General features: G+C 70.0%; 15 protein-coding genes, 1 other RNA gene and 1 pseudogene. 10 read left to right on the forward strand and 7 right to left on the reverse strand.

Annotated features, from left to right (window positions below; all coding sequences use genetic code 11):
• Positions 1 to 19: 19 nt before the first annotated feature.
• The gene (locus NF20_RS06760) at positions 20 to 589 is read right to left on the reverse strand and encodes a helix-turn-helix domain-containing protein (RefSeq protein WP_003872347.1); all 570 of its coding nucleotides are present in this window, start codon (positions 587 to 589) and stop codon (positions 20 to 22) included.
• Between the two features lie 46 nt (positions 590 to 635).
• Between NF20_RS06760 and NF20_RS06765 the strand changes: the two genes are divergently transcribed.
• The gene (locus NF20_RS06765; protein ID WP_023861478.1) at positions 636 to 1,286 is read left to right on the forward strand and encodes a class I SAM-dependent methyltransferase; all 651 of its coding nucleotides are present in this window, start codon (positions 636 to 638) and stop codon (positions 1,284 to 1,286) included.
• Here the strand turns inward: NF20_RS06765 and NF20_RS06770 are convergent.
• The gene (locus tag NF20_RS06770) at positions 1,271 to 1,981 is read right to left on the reverse strand and encodes a 2OG-Fe(II) oxygenase (protein ID WP_024637506.1); all 711 of its coding nucleotides are present in this window, start codon (positions 1,979 to 1,981) and stop codon (positions 1,271 to 1,273) included. The genes NF20_RS06765 and NF20_RS06770 overlap by 16 nt on opposite strands.
• Before the next feature lie 85 nt (positions 1,982 to 2,066).
• Between NF20_RS06770 and rnpB the strand changes: the two genes are divergently transcribed.
• An RNA gene (rnpB, locus tag NF20_RS25660) (RNase P RNA component class A) lies at positions 2,067 to 2,460 on the forward strand.
• A 28-nt stretch (positions 2,461 to 2,488) separates the two neighbouring features.
• Here rnpB and NF20_RS06775 read toward each other — a convergent pair.
• Together NF20_RS06775 and NF20_RS06780 are read right to left on the reverse strand one after the other, a co-directional pair.
• Positions 2,489 to 4,129: a CYTH and CHAD domain-containing protein gene (locus NF20_RS06775; RefSeq protein WP_033713306.1), complete on the reverse strand. Its 1,641-nt coding sequence runs from the start codon at positions 4,127 to 4,129 to the stop codon at positions 2,489 to 2,491.
• A gap of 115 nt (positions 4,130 to 4,244) precedes the next feature.
• A complete protein-coding gene (locus NF20_RS06780) occupies positions 4,245 to 4,496 on the reverse strand; it encodes a hypothetical protein (protein WP_003872343.1) in 252 nt (83 codons plus the stop codon).
• 187 nt (positions 4,497 to 4,683) lie between these two features.
• Here NF20_RS06780 and NF20_RS06785 point away from each other — a divergent pair, with 187 nt between their 5' ends.
• Entirely contained in the window at positions 4,684 to 5,100 is a 417-nt protein-coding gene (locus NF20_RS06785) for a heme-binding protein (RefSeq protein ID WP_019732174.1), read from the forward strand.
• A 13-nt stretch (positions 5,101 to 5,113) separates the two neighbouring features.
• Here the strand turns inward: NF20_RS06785 and NF20_RS06790 are convergent, their stop codons facing one another.
• Both NF20_RS06790 and panB read right to left on the reverse strand, forming a co-directional pair.
• Complete coding sequence (locus tag NF20_RS06790) at positions 5,114 to 6,289, reverse strand: beta-1,4-xylanase (RefSeq protein WP_023881491.1); 1,176 nt, start codon at positions 6,287 to 6,289, stop codon at positions 5,114 to 5,116.
• Positions 6,290 to 6,490: 201 nt separating this feature from the next.
• Positions 6,491 to 7,348, reverse strand: coding sequence for a 3-methyl-2-oxobutanoate hydroxymethyltransferase (panB, locus tag NF20_RS06795; RefSeq protein WP_023861483.1), 858 nt, complete (start codon positions 7,346 to 7,348; stop codon positions 6,491 to 6,493).
• A gap of 150 nt (positions 7,349 to 7,498) precedes the next feature.
• On the opposite strand from panB, the gene NF20_RS06800 reads away from it, so the two are divergent.
• The 7 genes and pseudogenes from NF20_RS06800 (at position 7,499) to NF20_RS06830 (ending at position 18,205) form a co-directional block, all read left to right on the forward strand.
• Positions 7,499 to 8,890: a WS/DGAT/MGAT family O-acyltransferase gene (locus NF20_RS06800; RefSeq protein ID WP_033713371.1), complete on the forward strand. Its 1,392-nt coding sequence runs from the start codon at positions 7,499 to 7,501 to the stop codon at positions 8,888 to 8,890.
• Between the two features lie 51 nt (positions 8,891 to 8,941).
• On the forward strand, positions 8,942 to 10,504 hold the full coding sequence (locus NF20_RS06805; protein ID WP_003878170.1) for an alpha/beta hydrolase: 1,563 nt from the start codon (positions 8,942 to 8,944) through the stop codon (positions 10,502 to 10,504).
• 150 nt (positions 10,505 to 10,654) lie between these two features.
• Positions 10,655 to 12,222 (forward strand): annotated as a pseudogene (locus NF20_RS06810) (alpha/beta hydrolase).
• An 82-nt stretch (positions 12,223 to 12,304) separates the two neighbouring features.
• The gene (glnA, locus tag NF20_RS06815) at positions 12,305 to 13,645 is read left to right on the forward strand and encodes a type I glutamate--ammonia ligase (protein ID WP_003872336.1); all 1,341 of its coding nucleotides are present in this window, start codon (positions 12,305 to 12,307) and stop codon (positions 13,643 to 13,645) included.
• 65 nt (positions 13,646 to 13,710) lie between these two features.
• A complete protein-coding gene (locus NF20_RS06820; RefSeq protein ID WP_009976481.1) occupies positions 13,711 to 16,707 on the forward strand; it encodes a bifunctional [glutamine synthetase] adenylyltransferase/[glutamine synthetase]-adenylyl-L-tyrosine phosphorylase in 2,997 nt (998 codons plus the stop codon).
• Positions 16,704 to 17,348 carry a PaaI family thioesterase gene (locus NF20_RS06825; RefSeq protein WP_023861489.1) on the forward strand — a complete coding sequence of 215 codons (645 nt, stop codon included), beginning with the start codon at positions 16,704 to 16,706 and terminating at the stop codon, positions 17,346 to 17,348. The genes NF20_RS06820 and NF20_RS06825 overlap by 4 nt, the downstream gene beginning before the upstream one ends.
• A complete protein-coding gene (locus NF20_RS06830) occupies positions 17,345 to 18,205 on the forward strand; it encodes a TIGR03619 family F420-dependent LLM class oxidoreductase (protein ID WP_033713309.1) in 861 nt (286 codons plus the stop codon). The genes NF20_RS06825 and NF20_RS06830 overlap by 4 nt, the downstream gene beginning before the upstream one ends.
• Before the next feature lie 167 nt (positions 18,206 to 18,372).
• On the opposite strand, the gene glnA (NF20_RS06835) is transcribed toward NF20_RS06830, so the two are convergent.
• On the reverse strand, positions 18,373 to 19,809 hold the full coding sequence (glnA, locus tag NF20_RS06835) for a type I glutamate--ammonia ligase (RefSeq protein ID WP_003872332.1): 1,437 nt from the start codon (positions 19,807 to 19,809) through the stop codon (positions 18,373 to 18,375).
• Between the last annotated feature and the right edge of the window lie 100 nt (positions 19,810 to 19,909).

Genomic DNA, 19,909 nt, shown 5'->3' on the forward strand with positions numbered 1-19,909 from the left:
CAGGCAATGGCGTGGCCGGCTAACTGTGCAGGTGCAGCCGCTCGCCGTGCGGTCCGAAGATGACGATGGCCTCCACCGGCCCGTCGACCACGCCGAACCAGTGCGGAGTCCACGTCGAGAACTCGACCGCCTCGCCGGGATCGATGGTGAAGTCCCGGTCGCCCAGGATCAGCCGCATCCGGCCGGCCAGCACGTACATCCAGTCCTGTCCCTCGTGCACGGGCAGCTCGGCGGGCGGGGTGCGCCGCCGGGCGCTGACCCGGATCTTGAAGGCGTGCAGGCCGCCGGCGGGGCCCTGGCGGGTCAGCGGCCAGTAGGTGACGCCGTGGTGGGTGTGCGCCGACCCCCGCACCCGCGGGTCGGGCGCCTGCGCGGGCTGCAACAGCTCGTCGGTGCTGACCGAGAGCGCCCGGGCCAGCCGCGGCAGGTGATCCAGCGCCAGCCGGCGCTTCCCGGACTCCAGGCGGCTCAGCGTCGACACGTCGATCCCCGCCCGCGCACCCACCTCCTGCAACGTCAGGCCGCGCTGCACGCGCAGCTCCCGCAGCCGCCGGCGCACCTGGACGTCGATGTCGGTGTTTGCCTGCATGGCAAACAAGCTTGGCAAAACTTGGGCCGCTGGGCAAGCTCGCGGTATGGACACTTCGTGCGAACCCGGTGAGGCCGGGCGGTTTTGGGAAGAACGCTATCGCGGCGCCGAGCGGGTGTGGAGCGGGCGGGTCAATCCGCGGCTGGCCGAACTGGCCGCCGACTTGCCGGCGGGGCGGGCGCTGGATCTGGGCTGCGGGGAGGGTGCCGACGCGCTGTGGCTGGCGCAGCGCGGCTGCACGGTACTGGCGGTGGACATCTCGGCCACCGCGCTACGCCGCGCCGCCGAGGCAGCAGCGGCGCGGAAATTATTGGCGCGGATCGACTTTCAGCGCCACGACCTCAACGAGAGCTTCCCGGAAGGGATGTTCGACTTGATCTCCGCCCAGTATTTCCACTCGCCGGTGCACCTCGACCGGGACGCCGTGCTGCGCCGGGCGGCCACCCGGGTGAAGCCCGGCGGTGTGCTGTTGATCGTCGACCACGGCGCGGCGCCACCGTGGGCGCAACACGACGGTCACCACTTTCCGGGTGTCGAGGAGGTGCTCGGGTCGCTGCGGCTGGATCCGGACGGGTGGACCCGGCTGCGGGCCGAGGCCGCGGGGCGCGAAATGACCGGTCCGAACGGAGAAGTCGGGACGTTGATGGACAACATCATGATGTTGCGGCGGACCGAACAGGCCTACGCGGCGTCGTGAAAGATCAAGCCCATCGCGTAGCGCTGGCCGGAACGCACCACCGAGACCCCGTGACGTACCGGCGCCGCGGACCAGCCGCGGGCCGAGCGCACCGGACGTTCCCGGGTGGTGAAGACATAGCCATGGCCCTGAGGTAATTGCGTTGCGGTGCCGCGGGATTGGGCGCGCGGCCGCTGCTCGACAAGCAGGAATTCGCCGCCGGTGTAGTCGGTCTGCGGATCGCTCAGGTTGATCACCACCTGAAGCGGAAACACCAAGTCCCCGTAGAGATCCTGATGCAGCGCATTCCAGTCGCCGGCACCGTATTTGAGCATCAGGGCGGTGGACCGTTGCTGGCCGGCCGCGTGGCAGGCCGCCAGCCAGTCGTCGAGGCGGTCCGGCCACACGGGGTCACGGCCGAGTTTGCCCCACCAGTCCCGGGCGATCGGCAGCAACCGGGGATAGAGGGCCTGTTTGAGTTGTTCGATCGGCTCGGGATAGGGCGCGCGGAAGTAGCGGTACTGCCCGGCGCCGTAGCGTTTGGGGGCCATGTCGATGGTCGACCGGAACAGGCCGTCGTCGGCGTAGAGTTCGCGCAGCCGTGCGGCTTCCCGGGGCGTGACCAGCCGCGGCAGCAGCGCCCCGCCGAATTCGCCGACCGCGGCGGCGATGGCGTCCCAATCGCCGGAGTCGACGCGCCTGTGCCATCGGTCCATCAGGTCCACGATAGGGCCCGCCCGCCCGCGGCGAGGGCGTTGCTGGCACCGGCCGGGCGCAGCGGGTACCGTGGATCGTCGCGGACGAGTTGGCCGGGCGGCCGCGGCTCGTATCCCGAGTCGAGGAAAGTCCGGACTTCACAGAGCAGGGTGATTGCTAACGGCAATCCGAGGTGACTCGCGGGAAAGTGCCACAGAAAACAGACCGCCACCCTCGCGGTGGTAAGGGTGAAACGGTGCGGTAAGAGCGCACCAGCACCCCGGGTGACCGGGGTGGCTCGGCAAACCCCACCCGAAGCAAGGCCAAGAAGGCCGTGCCGCCGGCACGGCCGCGCAGGCGTCCGAGGGTTGCTCGCCCGAGCCTGCGGGTAGGCCGCTCGAGGCACCCGGTGACGGTGTGTCCAGATGGATGGTCGCCGCCGCGCCGCCGGTTTTCCGGCGGCGCGGAACAGAATCCGGCTTACAGGCCAACTCGTCCGCCCCGGCTTCGTTGCGGGCGGTTGCGGGCTAATCCGCCTTGTGCACCGCCTTGCCGAGTTTGCGCAGCGTGTCGTCGAGTTCGTCACGGCAGCGTTGCGCCAGATCGGCCTCGCGCTGATAGAGCAGCCCGTAGGTGAAGGTGTCCTCGCCGGCGGCGTGCGCGGCCTGCGCCTCCTGGCTCAGGTGTTCGCGGCTGACCACGCTGTCTTGGTGATCGCCCAGCAGTGACTGCACGGCCTTGGCCCGCTCGGCCACCCGCGCCGCTCCGGTCGCCGTCGCGGTGTATCGAAGTCGCTTGGCGCGCTTACGGATTCGATGTATCGCCTCGTCGCGTAGGTGCCGGTCGCCGGGGTGCTCGCGGTCCACCCGGGCGGCGGCCTTGGCGGCCTTGCGGACCTTGCGGTAGGCGGTGTCGATGGTCACCGGCGCCTGTTCCTCGGTCCCGGGGAGGCCGGGGCGCCGGGCCGCGATCGCGTCCAGGGAGTCGAGCAGCCGGAAGTAGCGCTGCGACCGCATGGCGATCAACGACCGGCGCAGCCCGACCTGGTAGCGGCGTCGGGCGCCCCCGACCAGACGTTCGCGCACCGGCCCGCGCACCAATTCCGGTGGGAGCGCGCCCAAGTCGCGCTCGTAGCGCTCGGCAAGCACCTCGGCGTCGCGGGCCACCCCCAAAATGCCGGCCAGCTCCCGCAATTCGTCGAGCACCCACCCGTCGTCGCCCAACCCGAACGAATCCTGGTAGTCGCGCAGCAGGCTGCGCAGCTTGCGGGTGGTGACCCGCATCTGGTGGACGGAGTCGAAGGCGTCGGCGCGCACGGCGCGATCCCACACCAGCAGCTCGCGAACCTGCTCGGCGATCGCGCGCTGCAGCGGATGCTCGGGCGGCCGCGCGCCGTTGGGCGACGGCGCGCGGCCCAGCACCCGCGCCAGCTTGGAGCCGTGGCCTGCCGGCACCGCTCCGGCGTCCAGCAGCCGGTTGCTCAGCCGGTTCAACAGCTCGGTGCCGGCGGCGCCCTCGGCGTGCCCGTTGCCGCCGAGCAGCTCCAATTCCCATTCCCGCCACTCCTGTTGGGTGGGCGGATGTTGGGTGGGCGGGTTTTGGGTGGGCACCTGATCGGTGGCCGACGCGGCGGTGTCGTCGAAACCGCCGGAACCCTCGTCGACACCGCCGGAACCGTCGTCGGGGCCATCGGGCGCGCTCGGCGTCGCCCACGCGGTGACGTGGTCGTTGCTGAACTCGGCCAGCGGCTGGCCCGCCGCGTCGTAGAGCACCTGCGTGTCACGCTCGGTGGTGATCCGCGCGACCGGCCGCAGCGGACGGTTGCGGACGATCGCCAGCACCACATCGACCAACTCGGTGGGCACGGTGTCGGCGTCGGAGGCGTCCAGCGGTGCCCGGACTTCGGTGCGCGCGTCGGGCCCGGCGGGCAGCTTCAGGTGCCATCCGGCGTCCGAGCCGCCGGTGCGCCGGCGCAGGGTGATCTTGTTGCGCGCCAAGTCATGTGCGGGCGTGTCGAAATACGTCGCGTCCAGGATCTGGGTCGGCGACTGCTCGACCCGGGCGACCGCGGCGATCCCTTCGAACGAGGGCATCACCGTGGACTCGACCACGTCGAACTTGCGCTCCACCTCGAGATGACGCGAGGTCTGCGGCGCTTGTGCAGGCATCTTCGGGCTCCATCGGAGGCGCGTCGGAGGCGCGTCGGGGGCGCCGGGCGCGGCCGTCAACATGGTGGACAGGGGCGGATGAGCACCCATAGCCTGCCATACCGCGGTGACGGCGTTACGGCGGCGGAGGCGGCGGGGGAGTCGAGGTGTCGTCTTCGGGCAGCGGCGCGTAAACGGCCGGCGGCGGGGCGTAGCGGGCGATGTTGTCGCCGATGTTGGTGCACCCGCTCACCGTGACGCGCCGGCCGGCGCCCACGCACACGGTCGCGTCCGCGCGATCGGCGCCGGGCACGGCGACCAGGATCGCGGGCACGGCGGCCAGACCGCAGAGCACCAGCAATGCCGCACGGCACCGGCGCGCATTCATCCGCGCTCCCCTTCCGACGCTTTGATTGCCACCTGATTGCATTGTGCCGTCGTGAGCCGGCGGCGGGCGGGAATCGGAAATAATCGCCTGGGGGCCGCGCAATTCTTCGCCGCGAATCGGCGCCCGCGCGGCGAGGAAACCCTTATGGTTTGCCATACGCACACCCGCCTTTCGGCAGAACCGACGAATGGAGCGTTCCATGGCGCCTTTTGCTCGCTCGGCACGCCGAGTCATCGGCGAAAGAATCGCGGCCGGCGCGGCCGGGGTGGCAATGACCGTCGCCGGCCTTGTCGCGACGCTTGTGCTGACGGCGGGACCGGCGGCGGCCGACTGGCCGATGGACGATCCGGAACCGGCGCCGGCGTCGCTGCCGAACTGCACGGCGGCCGACCTGGCCCAGGTGTCGGCGGGCGTCGCCGCAGCCACGTCGGCGTATCTGTTCAGTCACCCGGACGTCAACGCCTACTTCACCAGCTTGAAGGGCCAGCCCCGCGACGAGATGCGCGCGCAGCTCAAGCAGTACATGGACGCCAACCCGCAGACCCACGCCGACCTGGAGGGCATCCGCCAGCCGCTCACCGATTTCCAGGACCGCTGCCGCTGACGGCCCCGGCCGGTCAGCCGGCCGGCGGCGGCTGCAGATGCATCGCCAGATCGCTCAGCTCGAGGATGGTCTGAATCTCGCTGTCCCGGAACGGCCGCCCGTCGGGATCCAGCAGGTCGTGGAACCATTCCCGCGGCATCGCCGGATCCGGATGCTCCCAGGAATCCCACGGGAAAAACGTCTGGGTTTTCCCGGCGACCAGGCCCCAGTTGAACGCGCCGACGTTGGCGCGCTTGGCGATCGGCAGGATGGTTTGCACCGTGCTGCCCAGCGGCCGGGCCATGTACTCGGTGCACAGGATCGGGCGCCCCAGCGGCACCAGATCGGCGATGCGCTTCTCGAACGCCGCCGGTTCGCCGTAGCAGTGGAAGGTGATGACGTCTGAGTTGTCGAGCTGGATGCCGCTGATGACGCTGCGCCGTGCCGGGTCGGCCCACTCGCCCTGCCACACGCCGCTGGTCAACGGTTGGCAGGGATCCACCGAGCGGGCCCACGCGAACACCTGCGGCAGCAGCTCGGCGACCCGGTCCAGCTTGTCGGTGCGCTCGACCGAGGCGTAGGCGTCGGCGGGATTGTCCGGCTCGTTCCACAGGTCCCAGCCCAGAATGCGGTCGTCGGTGCGGAATTGCGACAGCACCCCGGTGACGTAGCCGCGCAGGGTGTGCAGGTAGCCGTGGTCGTCCAGCCGCGCCGCGCCCGGGCTTTGCACCCAGCCGGAATTGTGGATGCCGGGCCGGGGCGCCCGCTGCGGACCCGGTTGAGGAAAGGGATCCCAGCACGAATCGAACAACACGAACAGCGGCTTGATGCCGTGCCGGGCCGCGATGTCGACGAACCGGGCCAGACGGCCCTGAAACCCCCGGTGGTCCTGTTCCCACAGCAGGTCGTGCAGGAAGACGCGCACCGCGTTGAACCCGTTGCGGCGGGCCCAGCCCAGCTCGGTGTCGATGCGCCGAGGGTCGAAGGTGTCCGGCTGGAACATCTCCAGCTGGTTGATGGCGTTGGAGGTGATGTAGTTCGCGCCGACCGGCCAATCCTGCGCCTGATACCAGCGATTGGCCCGCTCGGGTGACCACCGGCTTGCCTGCGGCGACGTGCGGGGCGGCTGCGCGGACGCGTGCGGTGCTCGGGCCAAAGCCATGCCTCCTGCCAATAGCAGCGGCAACTTGAACACCAGTCGACGGTGCACTAAGTCACCACGATTCCCCCGGTCGATGTGGTCCCACCCTTGCGCTAGACAATCCGTCTTCGGCAATCGTACATCGTTGCCACACAAGGACTTTCAGCCCACACGGGCCGTCGGGTCGTGACCGGGACGGCTGCGGTGCGCGCTAAAACCCTTGCTACGCCGTCACAGTAGCGCAGCGGGGGGAGGGCCCCAACGACCGCCTCAGAAGCAGTGTTCGTCGGCCGGGAAGACCCCGGCGGCCACCTCGTGCGCATACTGCGTTGCGGCGCGGCGCAATTCGCCGCCGATGTCGGCGAAGCGCTTGACGAAGCGGGCGGACTTGCCGCTGCTCATGCCGGCCATGTCCTGCCAAACCAGAACCTGGCCGTCGCAGTTGGGGCCGGCGCCGATCCCGATGGTCGGGATGGTGAGCTTGCCGGTGATCTGGGTGGCCAGCTCGGCCGGCACCATCTCCATCACCACCGAGAACGCTCCGGCCTCGGCGACGGCGATCGCGTCGGCGATGGTCTGTTCGGCCGCGTCGCCGCGGCCCTGCACCCGGAAACCGCCCAGGCTGTTCACGCTCTGCGGGGTGAAGCCGATGTGCGCCATCACCGGGATGCCGGCCGCGGTCAGGTGAGCGATCTGCTCGGCCACCCGTTCGCCGCCCTCCAGCTTCACCGCGTGCGCGCCGCCCTCCTTCATGAACCGGGTGGCGGCGGCCAGCGCGGCGGCCGGCCCGGCCTCGTAGCTGCCGAACGGCAGATCGGCGACCACCAGCGCGTGCGGGGCCCCCCGCACCACGCCGCGGACCAGCGGGATCAGCTCGTCGATCGACACCGGCACCGTGGTGTCGTAGCCGTAGACGACGTTGGCCGCCGAGTCGCCCACCAGCAGCACCGGGATGCCGGCCTCGTCGAAGATGCGGGCGGTGGAATAGTCGTACGCCGTCAGCATGGCCCACTTGTGGCCCTCGGCCTTCATCTTCTGCAGATGGTGGGTGCGAATCCTGGTGCGCGGCTGGGCGGGCTGGGCCGGTTGGGCGGGCTGGGCGGCACCGTAAACATTGTGCTCAGACATCGTTGTCCTAGTGGGTGGTCGGGTCGATCCTCGTGGCCCTCAGTTTTGGAAAATCCTGAGCGGGTCCCCGGGCTCGTCTGACGGTGCCATTCTGCCATTTCTTTTGCGCAGTCGCACCGCCGCGGCGGTGTGAGACATACCATGCTGCGCATGCAGCGGCTGAGTGGACTCGACGCCAGCTTCCTGTACCTGGAGACCTCGTCGCAGCCCATGCATGTGTGTTCGATCATCGAGCTGGACACCTCGACGGTGCCGGGCGGCTACACCTTCGAGCGGCTGCGTGACGCGCTGGTGCGCCGCATCCGGGCGATTCCGCCGTTTCGGGAAAAGCTCGCCGACAGCCCGCTGAATCTGGACCATCCGGTCTGGGTGGACGACGTGGACTTCGACGTCGACCGTCATCTGCACCGCATCGCCGTGCCGGCGCCGGGCGGGCGGGCCGAGCTGTCGCAGATCTGCGGCCACATCGCCCAGACGCCGCTGGACCGCCGCCGGCCGCTGTGGGAGATGTGGGTGATCGAGGGCGTGGCCGGCACCGACTGCCACCGGGACGGGCGGCTGGCGGTGATGACCAAGGTGCACCACGCCGGCGTCGACGGGGTGACCGGCGCCAACCTGATGTCGCAGCTGTGCGCGACCGAGCCCGACGCCGCGCCGCCGGAACCGGCCGCGGGTGTCGGCGGCGGCGCCGGGTGGCGGATCGCCGCCGGCGGCCTGGTCAGGTTCGCGGCCCGGCCGCTGCGGCTGGCCAGCGTGGTGCCCGACACCGCGGCGTCGGTGCTGGCCACGGTGCGACGGGCGCTCGACGGCGCGGCCATGGCCCGCCCGTTCGCGGCGCCCGCGACGGTGTTCAACGCCCGGATCAGCAACCGGCGCTGCATCGCGTATGCCGAATTGAATCTCGACGACGTCAAAGCGGTGAAGAACCATTTCGGCGTCAAAGTCAACGACGTGGTGATGACCCTGGTTTCCGGCGTGCTGCGCCAATATCTGGCGGAGCGAAACGCATTGCCGGATTCGTCGCTGGTGGCGTCGGTCCCGATTTCCGTGCACGGCAAATCCGACCGGCCCGGCCGAAATCAGGTGTCGGCCATGTTCGCGTCCCTACACACCGAAATCGCCGACCCGGTGCAGCGGCTGAAAGCGATCGCCCACGCGAATTCGGTTGCCAAAGAACACAGTTCGGCCATCGGGGCGTCATTGCTGCAGGATTGGACGCAATTCGCGGCGCCGGCGGTGTTCGGCATCGCGATGCGGCTTTACGCGCGGACCCGGTTCACCGACAGCATGCCGGTGCACAACTTGGTGGTCTCCAACGTGCCCGGGCCGCAGGTTCCGCTGTACCTGCTGGGCTGCGAGGTCAAGGCGATGTATCCGCTGGGGCCGATCTTTCACGGCTCGGGACTCAACATCACCGCCATGTCGTTGCGGGGCAAGCTGGACGTCGGCCTGATCGGCTGCCCGGACCTGGTGCCCGACCTCTGGGAGCTGGCCGACGAGTTCGCGGTGGCGATGGAGGAGCTGCGGGCGGCGGCGCGGTAGCCGGGCCGCGGTGCCGCTGATCAGGATCCCAAGTTTCCTCTGGCAGCATATGTGGGCATGGGCCTGTCTCGTCGCGGTAAGAGCGCGCGCACGCTGCTGATCTGGATGTCGATCGCCGCGGTCGCGTTGCTGTTGGCGGGCTGCGTCCGGGTGGTGGTGGGACGCGCCGTCATGTCCGGGCCCAAGCTGGGCCAGGCCGTGGAGTGGACGCCGTGCCGGGCCGCCAACCCGAAGGTCAAACTGCCCGCCGGCGCGCTGTGCGGCAAGCTGGCCGTCCCGGTCGACTACGACCACCTCGACGGCGACGTGGCGACGCTGGCGATGATCCGTTTCCCCGCCACCGGGGACAAGATCGGTTCGCTGGTGATCAACCCCGGCGGGCCGGGGGAGTCGGGCATCGAGGCGGCGCTGGGCGTCGTGCAGTCGTTGCCCAAGCGGGTCCGCGAACGCTTCGACCTGGTCGGTTTCGACCCGCGCGGGGTGGGCGCGTCGCGCCCGGCGGTCTGGTGCAACTCCGACGCCGACAACGACCGGCTGCGCACCGAGCCCAACGTCGACTACAGCCCGGCCGGGGTGGCCCACATCGAGGACGAAACCAAACAGTTCGTCGGCCGCTGCGTCGACAAGATGGGCAAGAAGTTTCTGGCCAACGTCGGGACCGTCAACGTCGCCCGCGACCTCGACGCGATCCGCGCGGCGCTGGGCGACGACAAGCTGACCTACCTCGGCTACTCCTACGGCACCCGGATCGGCTCGGCCTACGCCGAGGCCTACCCGCACAACGTGCGGGCGATGATCCTCGACGGCGCCGTCGACCCCAACGCCGACCAGATCGAAGCCGATCTGCGGCAGGCCAAGGGATTCCAGGACGCGTTCAACAACTTCGCCGCCGAATGCGCCAAGCAACCGAACTGCCCGCTGGGCACAGACCCGGCCAAAGCCGTCGACGTCTACCACAGCCTGGTGGACCCGATGGTCGATCCCGACAACCCGATGGTCGGCCGGCCCATCCCGACGAATGACCCACGCGGACTGAGCTATAGCGACGCCATCGTCGGCACCATCATGGCGTTGTACTCACCCAACCTGTGGCACCACCTGACCGACGGGCTGTCCGAACTCGTCGACCACCACGGCGACACCCTGCTCGCCCTGGCCGACATGTACATGCGCCGCGACGCGCACGGCCACTACACCAACGCCACCGACGCCCGGGTGGCGATCAACTGCGTGGACCAGCCGCCGATCACCGACCGCGCCAAGGTGATCGACGAAGACCGCCGCTCCCGGGAGATCGCGCCGTTCATGAGCTACGGGCAGTTCACCGGCAACGCGCCGCTGGGTACCTGCGCGTTCTGGCCGGTGCCGCCGACCAGCAAGCCGCACACCATCTCCGCGCCCGGGCTGGCGCCCACGGTGGTGGTGTCGACGACGCACGATCCGGCGACGCCGTACAAGGCCGGGGTGGATCTGGCCAACGAGTTGCGCAGCTCGCTGCTGACCTACGACGGAACGCAGCACACCGTGGTGTTCCAGGGTGACGGCTGCATCGACAACTACGTGACGGCCTATCTGGTCGGCGGCACCATCCCGCCCAGCGGCGCCAAGTGCTGACGCCCCAGGTTTCGCCGAACGTGCACTGGCGGCGAGCTTCTCGCGGATTTTTCGCGCTGAGTGCACGTTCGGCGGCGGCCGGCTCGGCGGCCCGGCCCGAGACCAAGGCGTAACCGTTTCGCGCTGCCACGGGTATCCGGGGCTGCAACGATGACAGCCATGTCGCGCCTGAGATCGTTGAGCTCGGCGCTGCTCTCATTCGGCCTCGTCCTCGGTGGAACATCGGGCGCCGGGTTGCCGGTGGCCGGCGCCACCCCGGAGCCTGGCGCCGGCCAGACCCCGGCGCCGAATCCGCCGACGGCCGCGGCGCCGCAGGGCTGGGGGAGCTGCAGCCAATTCGTCACGGACACAAGCGATATCCCGACCGCGCAGTGCACCACGGTGTCGGTCCCGATCGACTACAACAACCCCGGCGCCGGGCAGGCCAAGCTCGCCGTGATCCGGGTACCGGCGACCGGTCAGCGGATGGGCTCGCTGCTGGTCAACCCCGGCGGCCCGGGCGGCTCGGCCGTCGACATGGTGGCCGCGATGGCCTCCGACATGGACAACTCGGCCATCCGGCGCAGCTTCGACCTGGTCGGCTTCGACCCGCGCGGGGTGGGCCACTCGACACCGCCGCTGCGGTGTCGCACCGACGCCGAGTTCGACGCCTACCGGCGCGAACCCATGGTCGACTACAGCCCGGCCGGGGTGGCCCACATCGAGCAGCTCTACCGGCAGCTGGCCCAGCAGTGCGTCAACCGGATGGGCACCGCGTTCCTGGCCAACGCCGGCACCGCCTCGGTCGCCCGCGACATGGACGCGGTGCGCCAGGCGCTCGGCGACGAGCAGATCAACTACCTGGGCTACAGCTACGGCACCGAGCTGGGCACCGCGTACCTGGAGAAGTTCAGCAACCACGTGCGGGCGATGGTGCTCGACGGCGCCATCGACCCGACCGTCGGGCCGGTCGACGAGAACATCAACCAAATGGCCGGATTCCAAACGGCTTTCAACGACTACGCCACCGACTGCGCCCGCTCGCCGGGCTGCCCGCTGGGCACCGACCCGGCGCAGTTCGTCAACCGCTACCACGCCCTGGTCGACCCGCTGGTCACCCGGCCGGGCCGCACCGCCGACCCGCGCGGGCTGAGCTACGCCGACGCCACCACCGGCACCATCAACGCCCTCTACACGCCGGCACACTGGAAGTACCTGACCAGCGGTCTGCTCGGGCTGGCGCGCGGCACCGACGCCGGCGATCTGCTGGCGCTCGCCGACGACTATCAGGGCCGCGACCGCAACGGCCACTACTCCAACGACCAGGACGCGTTCAACGCGGTCCGCTGCGTCGACGCCCCGAACCCGACCGACCAGGCCAGCTGGGTGAGCGCCGACCAGAAGATCCGCCAGGCCGCGCCGTTTTTGAGCTACGGGCCGTTCACCGGCAACGCGCCCGCGACCTGTGCGCGCTGTGGCCGGTGCCGGCGACGTCGGCGCCGCACGCCGCCCCGCCGATGCCCGCGGGCAAGGTCGTCGTCGTCTCCACCACGCACGACCCGGCCACGCCGTATCAGGCCGGGGTGAATCTGGCCCGCCAGCTCGGCGGCCCGCTGATCACCTACGACGGGACGCAGCACACCGCGGTGTTCAACGGCGACCAATGCGTGGACAACGCCGTGGTGCGCTATTTCGTCGCCGGCACGCCGCCGCCGGCGTCGTATCGCTGCCAGTCCTGACCAGCGCCGCACGCCCCGCCGCAACGGTTCTGAGCGGGCATCGGTAACACAGAATTAACAGCGGTTGCCTACTGTTCGAGATATGGATCGACAGAAGGAATTCGTCCTGCGCACCCTCGAGGAACGGGACATCCGCTTCGTTCGGCTGTGGTTCACCGATGTGCTCGGGTTCCTCAAGTCGGTCGCCATCGCCCCGGCCGAACTCGAAGGCGCCTTCGAGGAGGGCATCGGCTTCGACGGCTCCTCGATCGAGGGCTTCTCCCGGGTGTCGGAATCCGACACCGTCGCCAACCCCGACCCGTCCACCTTCCAGGTGCTGCCATGGGCCTCGCCCAACGGCCACCACCACTCGGCGCGAATGTTCTGCGACATCACCATGCCGGACGGGTCGCCGTCCTGGGCCGACCCGCGGCACGTGCTGCGCCGCCAGCTGCAGAAGGCCAACGACCTGGGCTTCTCCTGCTACGTGCACCCCGAGATCGAGTTCTTCCTGCTCAAGCCCGGGCCCGACGACGGCACGCCGCCCGTCCCCGTCGACACCGCCGGCTACTTCGACCAGGCCATCCACGACTCCGCCTCCAACTTCCGCCGGCACGCCATCGAAGCGCTGGAGTTCATGGGCATCTCGGTGGAGTTCAGCCACCACGAGGGCGCGCCCGGCCAGCAGGAGATCGACCTGCGCTTCGCCGACGCCCTGTCGATGGCCGACAACGTGATGACGTTTCGCTACGTCATCAAGGAGGTCGCGATCGAGAACGGCGCCCGCGCCTCGTTCATGCCCAAGCCGTTCGGGCAGCACCCCGGTTCGGCGATGCACACCCACATGAGCCTGTTCGAGGGCGACGTCAACGCGTTCCACAGCCCCGACGACCCGCTGCAACTCTCGGACGTGGGCAAGTCGTTCATCGCCGGCATCCTCGAGCACGCCTCCGAGATCAGCGCCGTCACCAACCAATGGGTGAACTCCTACAAGCGGCTGGTGGGCGGCGGCGAGGCCCCCACCGCCGCGTCCTGGGGGGCGGCCAACCGCTCGGCGCTGGTGCGGGTGCCGATGTACACGCCGCACAAGACGTCGTCGCGCCGCGTCGAGGTGCGCAGCCCCGACTCGGCGTGCAACCCCTACCTGACCTTCGCCGTGCTGCTGGCCGCCGGCCTGCGCGGGGTGGAGAAGGGCTACGTGCTGGGGCCGCAGGCCGAGGACAACGTGTGGGACCTGACTCCCGAGGAGCGGATCGCGATGGGCTATCGCGAACTGCCCACCAGCCTCGACAGCGCGCTGCGCGCCATGGAGTCCTCGGAGCTGGTCGCGGAGACGTTGGGGGAGCACGTCTTTGACTTCTTCCTGCGCAACAAGCGCACCGAGTGGGCGACCTACCGCAGCCACGTCACCCCGTACGAACTGCGCACCTACCTGTCGCTGTAGCCCCGGCGCCGTAGCGCATTTCCCGTCCCGGGTGCGCCGGCGCGGCGTCGGGTTGCGCTACCGTCGTGGTCGTGACCAAACCCGCGACGCAGCGCCCCCGGCTGCCCAGCGTCGGCCGGCTCGGGTTGGTCGATCCCCAAGCGGCCGAACGGATGGCGCAGCTGGGTTGGTACGACCATGACGACCAGGCCCACGTCGATCTGCTGTGGGCGCTGTCCCGGGCGCCGGACCCCGACGCCGCGCTGCTCGCCCTGGTCCGGCTGGCCGAGACCCCCGACGCCGGGTGGGACGAACTGGGCGCCGCCCTGCTCACCGAACGCCCGCTGCGGGGACGGCTGTTCGCGGTGCTCGGCTCCTCGCTGGCCCTGGGCGACCACCTGGTCGCCCAACCGCGATCCTGGAAACTGTTGCGCGGCAACGTCTCTCTGCCCACCCACGACGAACTGTGCGCGATGTTCACCGGCTGCGTCGACGAGGCGCTGGCCGACCCCGGCTCGGCGATGGTGCGGCTGCGCACCCTGTACCGGGACCGGCTGCTGGTGCTGGCCGCGCTCGACCTGGCCGCCACCGTCGAGGACGAACCGGTGCTGCCGTTCACCGTGGTGGCCGCCCACCTGTCGGACCTGGCCGACGCGGCGCTGGCCGCCGCGCTGCGGGTGGCCGAGCACAACGTGTGCGGCGACCGGACACCGCCGCGGCTGGCGGTCATCGCGATGGGCAAATGCGGTGCCCGCGAACTGAACTACGTCAGCGACGTCGACGTCATCTTCGTCGGCGAGCGCGCCGACACCGTCACCACCCGGGTGGCCAGCGAGATGATGCGGCTGGCGTCCGAGGCGTTCTTCCAGGTCGACGCCGGGCTGCGACCGGAAGGCCGCAGCGGCGAGCTGGTCCGCACCGTGGAGTCGCACATCGCCTACTACCAGCGCTGGGCCAAGACGTGGGAGTTCCAGGCGCTGCTGAAAGCCCGTGCGGCGGTGGGCGACGCGGAGCTCGGCCGGCGCTACCTGGACGCGCTGATGCCGATGGTGTGGGTGGCCTGCGAACGCGAGGACTTCGTGGTCGAGGTGCAGGCGATGCGCCGGCGCGTCGAGCAGCTGGTGCCCGCCGACGTCCGCGGCCGCGAGATCAAGCTGGGCAGCGGCGGGTTGCGCGACGTCGAATTCGCCGTGCAGCTCTTGCAGTTGGTGCACGGCCGCAGCGACGAGTCGCTGCACGTGGCCTCGACGGTCGACGCGCTGGCCGCGCTGGGGCAGGGCGGCTACATCGGGCGCGAGGACGCGGCCAACCTCACCGCCTCCTACGAATTCCTGCGGCTGCTCGAGCACCGCCTGCAGCTGCAGCGGCTCAAGCGCACCCACCTGCTGCCCGAGGCCGACGACGAGGAGGCGGTGCGCTGGCTGGCCCGGGCCGCCCACATCCGGCCGGACGGCCGCCACGACGCGGCCGGGGTGCTGCGCGAGGAGCTGCGGCACCAGAACCTGCGGGTCTCGCAGCTGCACGCCAAGCTCTTCTACCAGCCGCTGCTGGAATCGATCGGCCCGGCCGGGCTGGAGATCCGGCACGGCATGACCTCCGAGGCCGCCGAGCGGCAGCTGGCCGCCCTGGGCTACGAGGGCCCGCAGAGCGCGTTGAAGCACATGTCGGCGCTGGTCAACCAGAGCGGCCGGCGCGGCCGGGTGCAGTCGGTGCTGCTGCCGCGGCTGCTGAACTGGATGTCGTATGCGCCCGACCCGGACGGCGGCTTGCTGGCCTACCGCCGGCTGTCGGAGGCGCTGGCCGGCGAGAGCTGGTATCTGTCCACGCTGCGCGACAAGCCCGCGGTGGCGCGGCGGCTCATGCATGTGCTCGGGACCTCGGCGTACGTGCCCGACCTGCTGATGCGCGCGCCGCGGGTCATCCAGGACTACGGCGACGGGCCGTCCGGGCCCCGGCTGCTCGAGACCGACCCGGCCGCGGTGGCCCGCGCGCTGGTCGCCTCGGCCAGCCGATACTCCGACCCGGTGCGGGCGATCGCCGGGGCGCGCACCCTGCGCCGGCGCGAGCTGGCCCGGGTGGCGTCGGCGGACCTGCTCGGCATGCTCGAGGTCACCGACGTGTGCAAGGCGCTGACCTCGGTGTGGGTGGCCGTACTGCAGGCCGCGCTGGACGCGATGATCCGGGCCAACCTGCCCGACGACGGCCCGCAGCGGGGCAAGGCGCCGGCCGCCATCGCGGTGATCGGCATGGGCCGGCTGGGCGGCGCGGAGCTGGGCTACGGGTCCGACGCCGACGTGATGTTCGTCTGCGAGCCGGCACCCGGCGTCGACGATTCGGCGGCGGTGCGCTGGGCGGCCTCGGTCGCCGAGCAGGTTCGCACCCTGCTGGGCACCCCCAGCGTGGACCCGCCGCTGGACGTGGACGCCAACCTGCGGCCCGAGGGCCGCAACGGCCCGCTGGTGCGGACCCTGGCGTCCTATGCCGCCTACTACGAGCAGTGGGCGCAGCCGTGGGAGATCCAGGCGTTGCTGCGCGCGCACGCGGTCGCCGGGGACGCGGAGCTGGGGCAGCGGTTCCTGCTGATGGCCGACAAGACGCGCTACCCCGCCGACGGGGTGTCGCCGGAGGCGGTGCGCGAGATCCGGCGCATCAAGGCCCGGGTGGACGCCGAGCGGCTGCCGCGCGGCGCCGACCCCAACACGCACACCAAGCTGGGCCGCGGCGGGCTGGCCGACATCGAATGGACCGTGCAGCTGCTGCAGCTGCTGCACGCCCACGAGGTGCCGGCGCTGCACAACACGTCGACGCTGGAGTGCCTGGACGCGATCGCCGAGGCCGGCCTGGTTCCCGCCGACGAGGTGGACCTGCTGCGGCAGGCCTGGCTGACCGCCACCCGGGCCCGCAACGCGCTGGTGCTGGTCCGCGGCAAGCCCACCGACCAGCTGCCCGGCCCCGGGCGTCAGCTGAACGCGGTCGCCGTCGCCGCGGGCTGGCCCACCGACGAGGGCGGGGAGTTCTTGGACAACTATCTACGGGTGACGCGACGCGCAAAAGCGGTCGTGCGCAAGGTGTTCGGAAGTTGAGTCAGGAGGCCGGCGCGTTGGACGCCATATTCGAGGTGCTCGACGCGGCGGAGGCCGAACGGGTGACCGCACTGTATGCCCCGTTGGCCGATGCGGTCCGCGAGCTCGTCGACGCCACCATCCGGACCGAGGTTGACGACGCCGTCGTCGCCGAAGCCCGCTCGGCGATCGAGGCGGTCACCGCGTCGCTGCGGCGACGGACCCGGCCGGTGGGGGTGAGCTACCGGGTCGACGGCCGGCCGCTGCCGCTGGGCAACGCCGCGATCGGCGTGTGCAATCCGATCGCCCCGCCGATCGTCGTGCACCACGAGGGCGACGGGCGCTGCTGGAGCGAGTTCGTCCTCGGCTCGGCCTACGAGGGGCCGCCGCGGCTGGTGCACGGCGGCGTCAGCGCCCTGGTGCTCGACCACATGCTCGGTGAGGCGGCCAGCGAAGGGCTGTCCAAGGCGCGGTTCACCGGCACCATCACCGTGAAATACCTGCGCGGCACGCCGCTGGGCCCGCTGCGCTGCGACGCCTGGATCGACCGCCGCGAGGGTGTCAAAGTCTTTGCCCGAGGCACCATTTCGGATGCCGCGGGAGTCACCGTCGAAGCCGACGGCGTGTTCATCGAGCCGGCCTGGGCGCGGGAGACGCAGTGAGGTTCTACGTCAGCAGCGCCTTCTTGAACACCCGGGAGATCGTCGAGATCGCTAGGGCCGCAGATGAACTCGGCTACGACGGGATCGGCATCCCCGACCATGTCGCCAACCTGGAGACGCTGGACACCCCCTACCCGTACACCAGGGACGGGCAGCGGCGCTGGCAACCGTTCACCGACTGGCCCGACCCGTGGGTGCTCATCGGGGCGCTCGCCCAGGTCACCACCCGGCTGCGGTTCGTCAACACCGTTTACATCCCGGCGATGCGCAACCCGTACTCGGCGGCCAAAGCCATTGGCACCGCGGCGGTTCTGGCGTCGGGCCGGGTGGAGCTGGGCGTCGGCGTCGGCTGGTGCCGCGAGGAATTCGCGTTGATGGGGGAGCGGTTCGAGGCGCGCGGCAAACGCACCGACGAGATCATCGAGCTGATGCGGGCGCTGTGGGCGCCGGGCTGGACGGAGTTCGACGGCGAATTCTACTCCGCGCCGCGGCTGGAGATGCAGCCCACCCCGCCGCCGATCCCGGTGTATGTGGGCGGGCTGTCGGACATCGCGCTGCGCCGCGCCGCCCGCAACGACGGCTGGATCGGCGACCTGATCAAGACCGAGCGGGCCATCGAGGCGGTCGGCCGGCTGCGCGAGCTGCGCGCCGAAAACGGTTTGACGATGGACGATTTCACCATCCTGACGCCGCTGACCGACGCGTTCACCACCGCCGATTACCGGCGCGCCGAGGATGCCGGCATCACCGGGATCATCACCATGCCGTGGATGTTCTACGCCGGGCCGCAGGCGTCGCTGGACGACAAGATCGACGGCATGCAGCGGTTCCGCAAGGACCTCGCGCTGGACGGGTAGGGCTGGACACCTGCGCCGGCTTCGGCTGAGCCCCACGACACTTACCCGGTGGCGACGACACGCCGGCGCGGGCCGCCATCGCTTAAGTCTCGCGGAACCCAGCAGGGCGGCGGGGACGAGACCGCCCGCCCGATCGGATCGGGCGGGCGGCATCGACTTCGACGTCTCTAAACGTCGTAGTACAGCGCGAATTCGTAGGGGTGCGGCCGGACCTGGACCGGCAGGATCTCGGTCTCGCGCTTGAAGCTGATCCACGTCTCGATCAGGTCGGGCGTGAAAACGCCTCCCTCGGTGAGGTATTCGTGGTCCTCTTCCAGCCGGTCGATGACCGCGGACAGCTGGGTCGGCGCCTGCGGGATGTTGGCGGCCTCCTCGGGCGGCAGCTCGTAGAGGTCCTTGTCGACCGGCGCCTGCGGCTCGATCTTGTTCTTGATGCCGTCCAGGCCGGCCATCAGCATGGCCGAGAACGCCAGGTAGGGGTTGCCCGAGGAGTCGGGGCAACGGAACTCGAGCCGCTTGGCCTTCGGGTTGGTGCCGGTGATCGGGATGCGCACACACGCCGAGCGGTTGCGCTGGCTGTAGACCAGGTTGATCGGCGCCTCGAAGCCCGGCACCAGGCGCTTGTAGGAGTTCGTCGTCGGGTTGGTGAACGCCAGCAGCGACGGCGCGTGGTGCAGCAGGCCGCCGATGTAGTGCCGCGCGGTGTCCGACAGACCGGCGTAGCCCGTCTCGTCGTACATCAGCGGGCTGCCGTCCTTCCACAGCGACTGATGGGTGTGCATGCCGGAGCCGTTGTCCCCAAACAGCGGCTTGGGCATGAACGTAACGGTCTTGCCGTTCTGCCACGCGGTGTTCTTGACGATGTACTTGTAGAGCATCATGTCGTCGGCCGCGTGCAGCAGCGTGTTGAACTTGTAGTTGATCTCGGCCTGGCCGCCGGTGCCCACCTCGTGGTGGCCCTTCTCCAGGCTGAAGCCGGCCTTGATCAGGTTGGACAGCATCTGGTCGCGCAGGTCGACGTAGTGGTCGACGGGGGCGACGGGGAAGTAGCCCCCCTTGGGGCGGACCTTGTAGCCGCGGTTGGGGCTGCCGTCGAGCTCGTTGGGCGAGCCGGTGTTCCACCAGCCCGAGATGGCGTCGATCTCGTAGAACGAGCCGTTGGTGCGCGAGTCGAAGCTCACCGAGTCGAAGATGTAGAACTCGGCCTCGGCGCCGAAGTACGCGGTGTCGGCCACACCGGTGGAGATCAGGTAGTTCTCCGCCTTGCGGGCGATGTTGCGCGGGTCGCGCGAGTACGGCTCGAGGGTGAACGGGTCGTGCACGAAGAAGTTCAGGTTCAGCGTCTTGGCCTCGCGGAACAGGTCGATCTGGGCCGTGGCCGGGTCCGGCAGGAGCAACATGTCGGATTCGTGAATGGACTGGAATCCGCGAATGGACGAGCCGTCGAAGGCCAGGCCGTCCTCGAAGACGCTCTCGTCGAAAAACGAAACCGGGATTGTGAAGTGCTGCATGATGCCGGGCAGGTCACAGAACCGGACGTCGACAAATTCGACTTTCTCGTCCTTGGCGAGTTTGAAGACGTCGTCGGGCGTCGTTTCCGTCACAGAATGCTCCTTTACTTGGTGAGATCCGCGGCCTGACGCTATGGAGCAGATGTTGCCCGTCAGTCAACCCGATGTTGCGCGCACGTTACGTGACCATGCC

This window comes from Mycobacterium sp. MAC_080597_8934 (genome assembly GCF_000523975.1).
In the GTDB taxonomy this organism is placed as follows: domain Bacteria; phylum Actinomycetota; class Actinomycetes; order Mycobacteriales; family Mycobacteriaceae; genus Mycobacterium; species Mycobacterium avium.

Coding starts and splice junctions, on each gene's coding strand:
- NF20_RS06800 (WP_033713371.1), top strand. CDS start 7,499: ATGCAGCGGCTGAGTGGACTCGACGCCAGCTTCCTGTACCTGGAGACC.
- glnA (WP_003872336.1), top strand. CDS start 12,305: ATGGATCGACAGAAGGAATTCGTCCTGCGCACCCTCGAGGAACGGGAC.
- NF20_RS06770 (WP_024637506.1), bottom strand. CDS start 1,981: ATGGACCGATGGCACAGGCGCGTCGACTCCGGCGATTGGGACGCCATC.
- panB (WP_023861483.1), bottom strand. CDS start 7,348: ATGTCTGAGCACAATGTTTACGGTGCCGCCCAGCCCGCCCAACCGGCC.
- NF20_RS06780 (WP_003872343.1), bottom strand. CDS start 4,496: ATGAATGCGCGCCGGTGCCGTGCGGCATTGCTGGTGCTCTGCGGTCTG.
- NF20_RS06785 (WP_019732174.1), top strand. CDS start 4,684: ATGGAGCGTTCCATGGCGCCTTTTGCTCGCTCGGCACGCCGAGTCATC.
- NF20_RS06765 (WP_023861478.1), top strand. CDS start 636: ATGGACACTTCGTGCGAACCCGGTGAGGCCGGGCGGTTTTGGGAAGAA.
- NF20_RS06760 (WP_003872347.1), bottom strand. CDS start 589: ATGCAGGCAAACACCGACATCGACGTCCAGGTGCGCCGGCGGCTGCGG.
- NF20_RS06775 (WP_033713306.1), bottom strand. CDS start 4,129: ATGCCTGCACAAGCGCCGCAGACCTCGCGTCATCTCGAGGTGGAGCGC.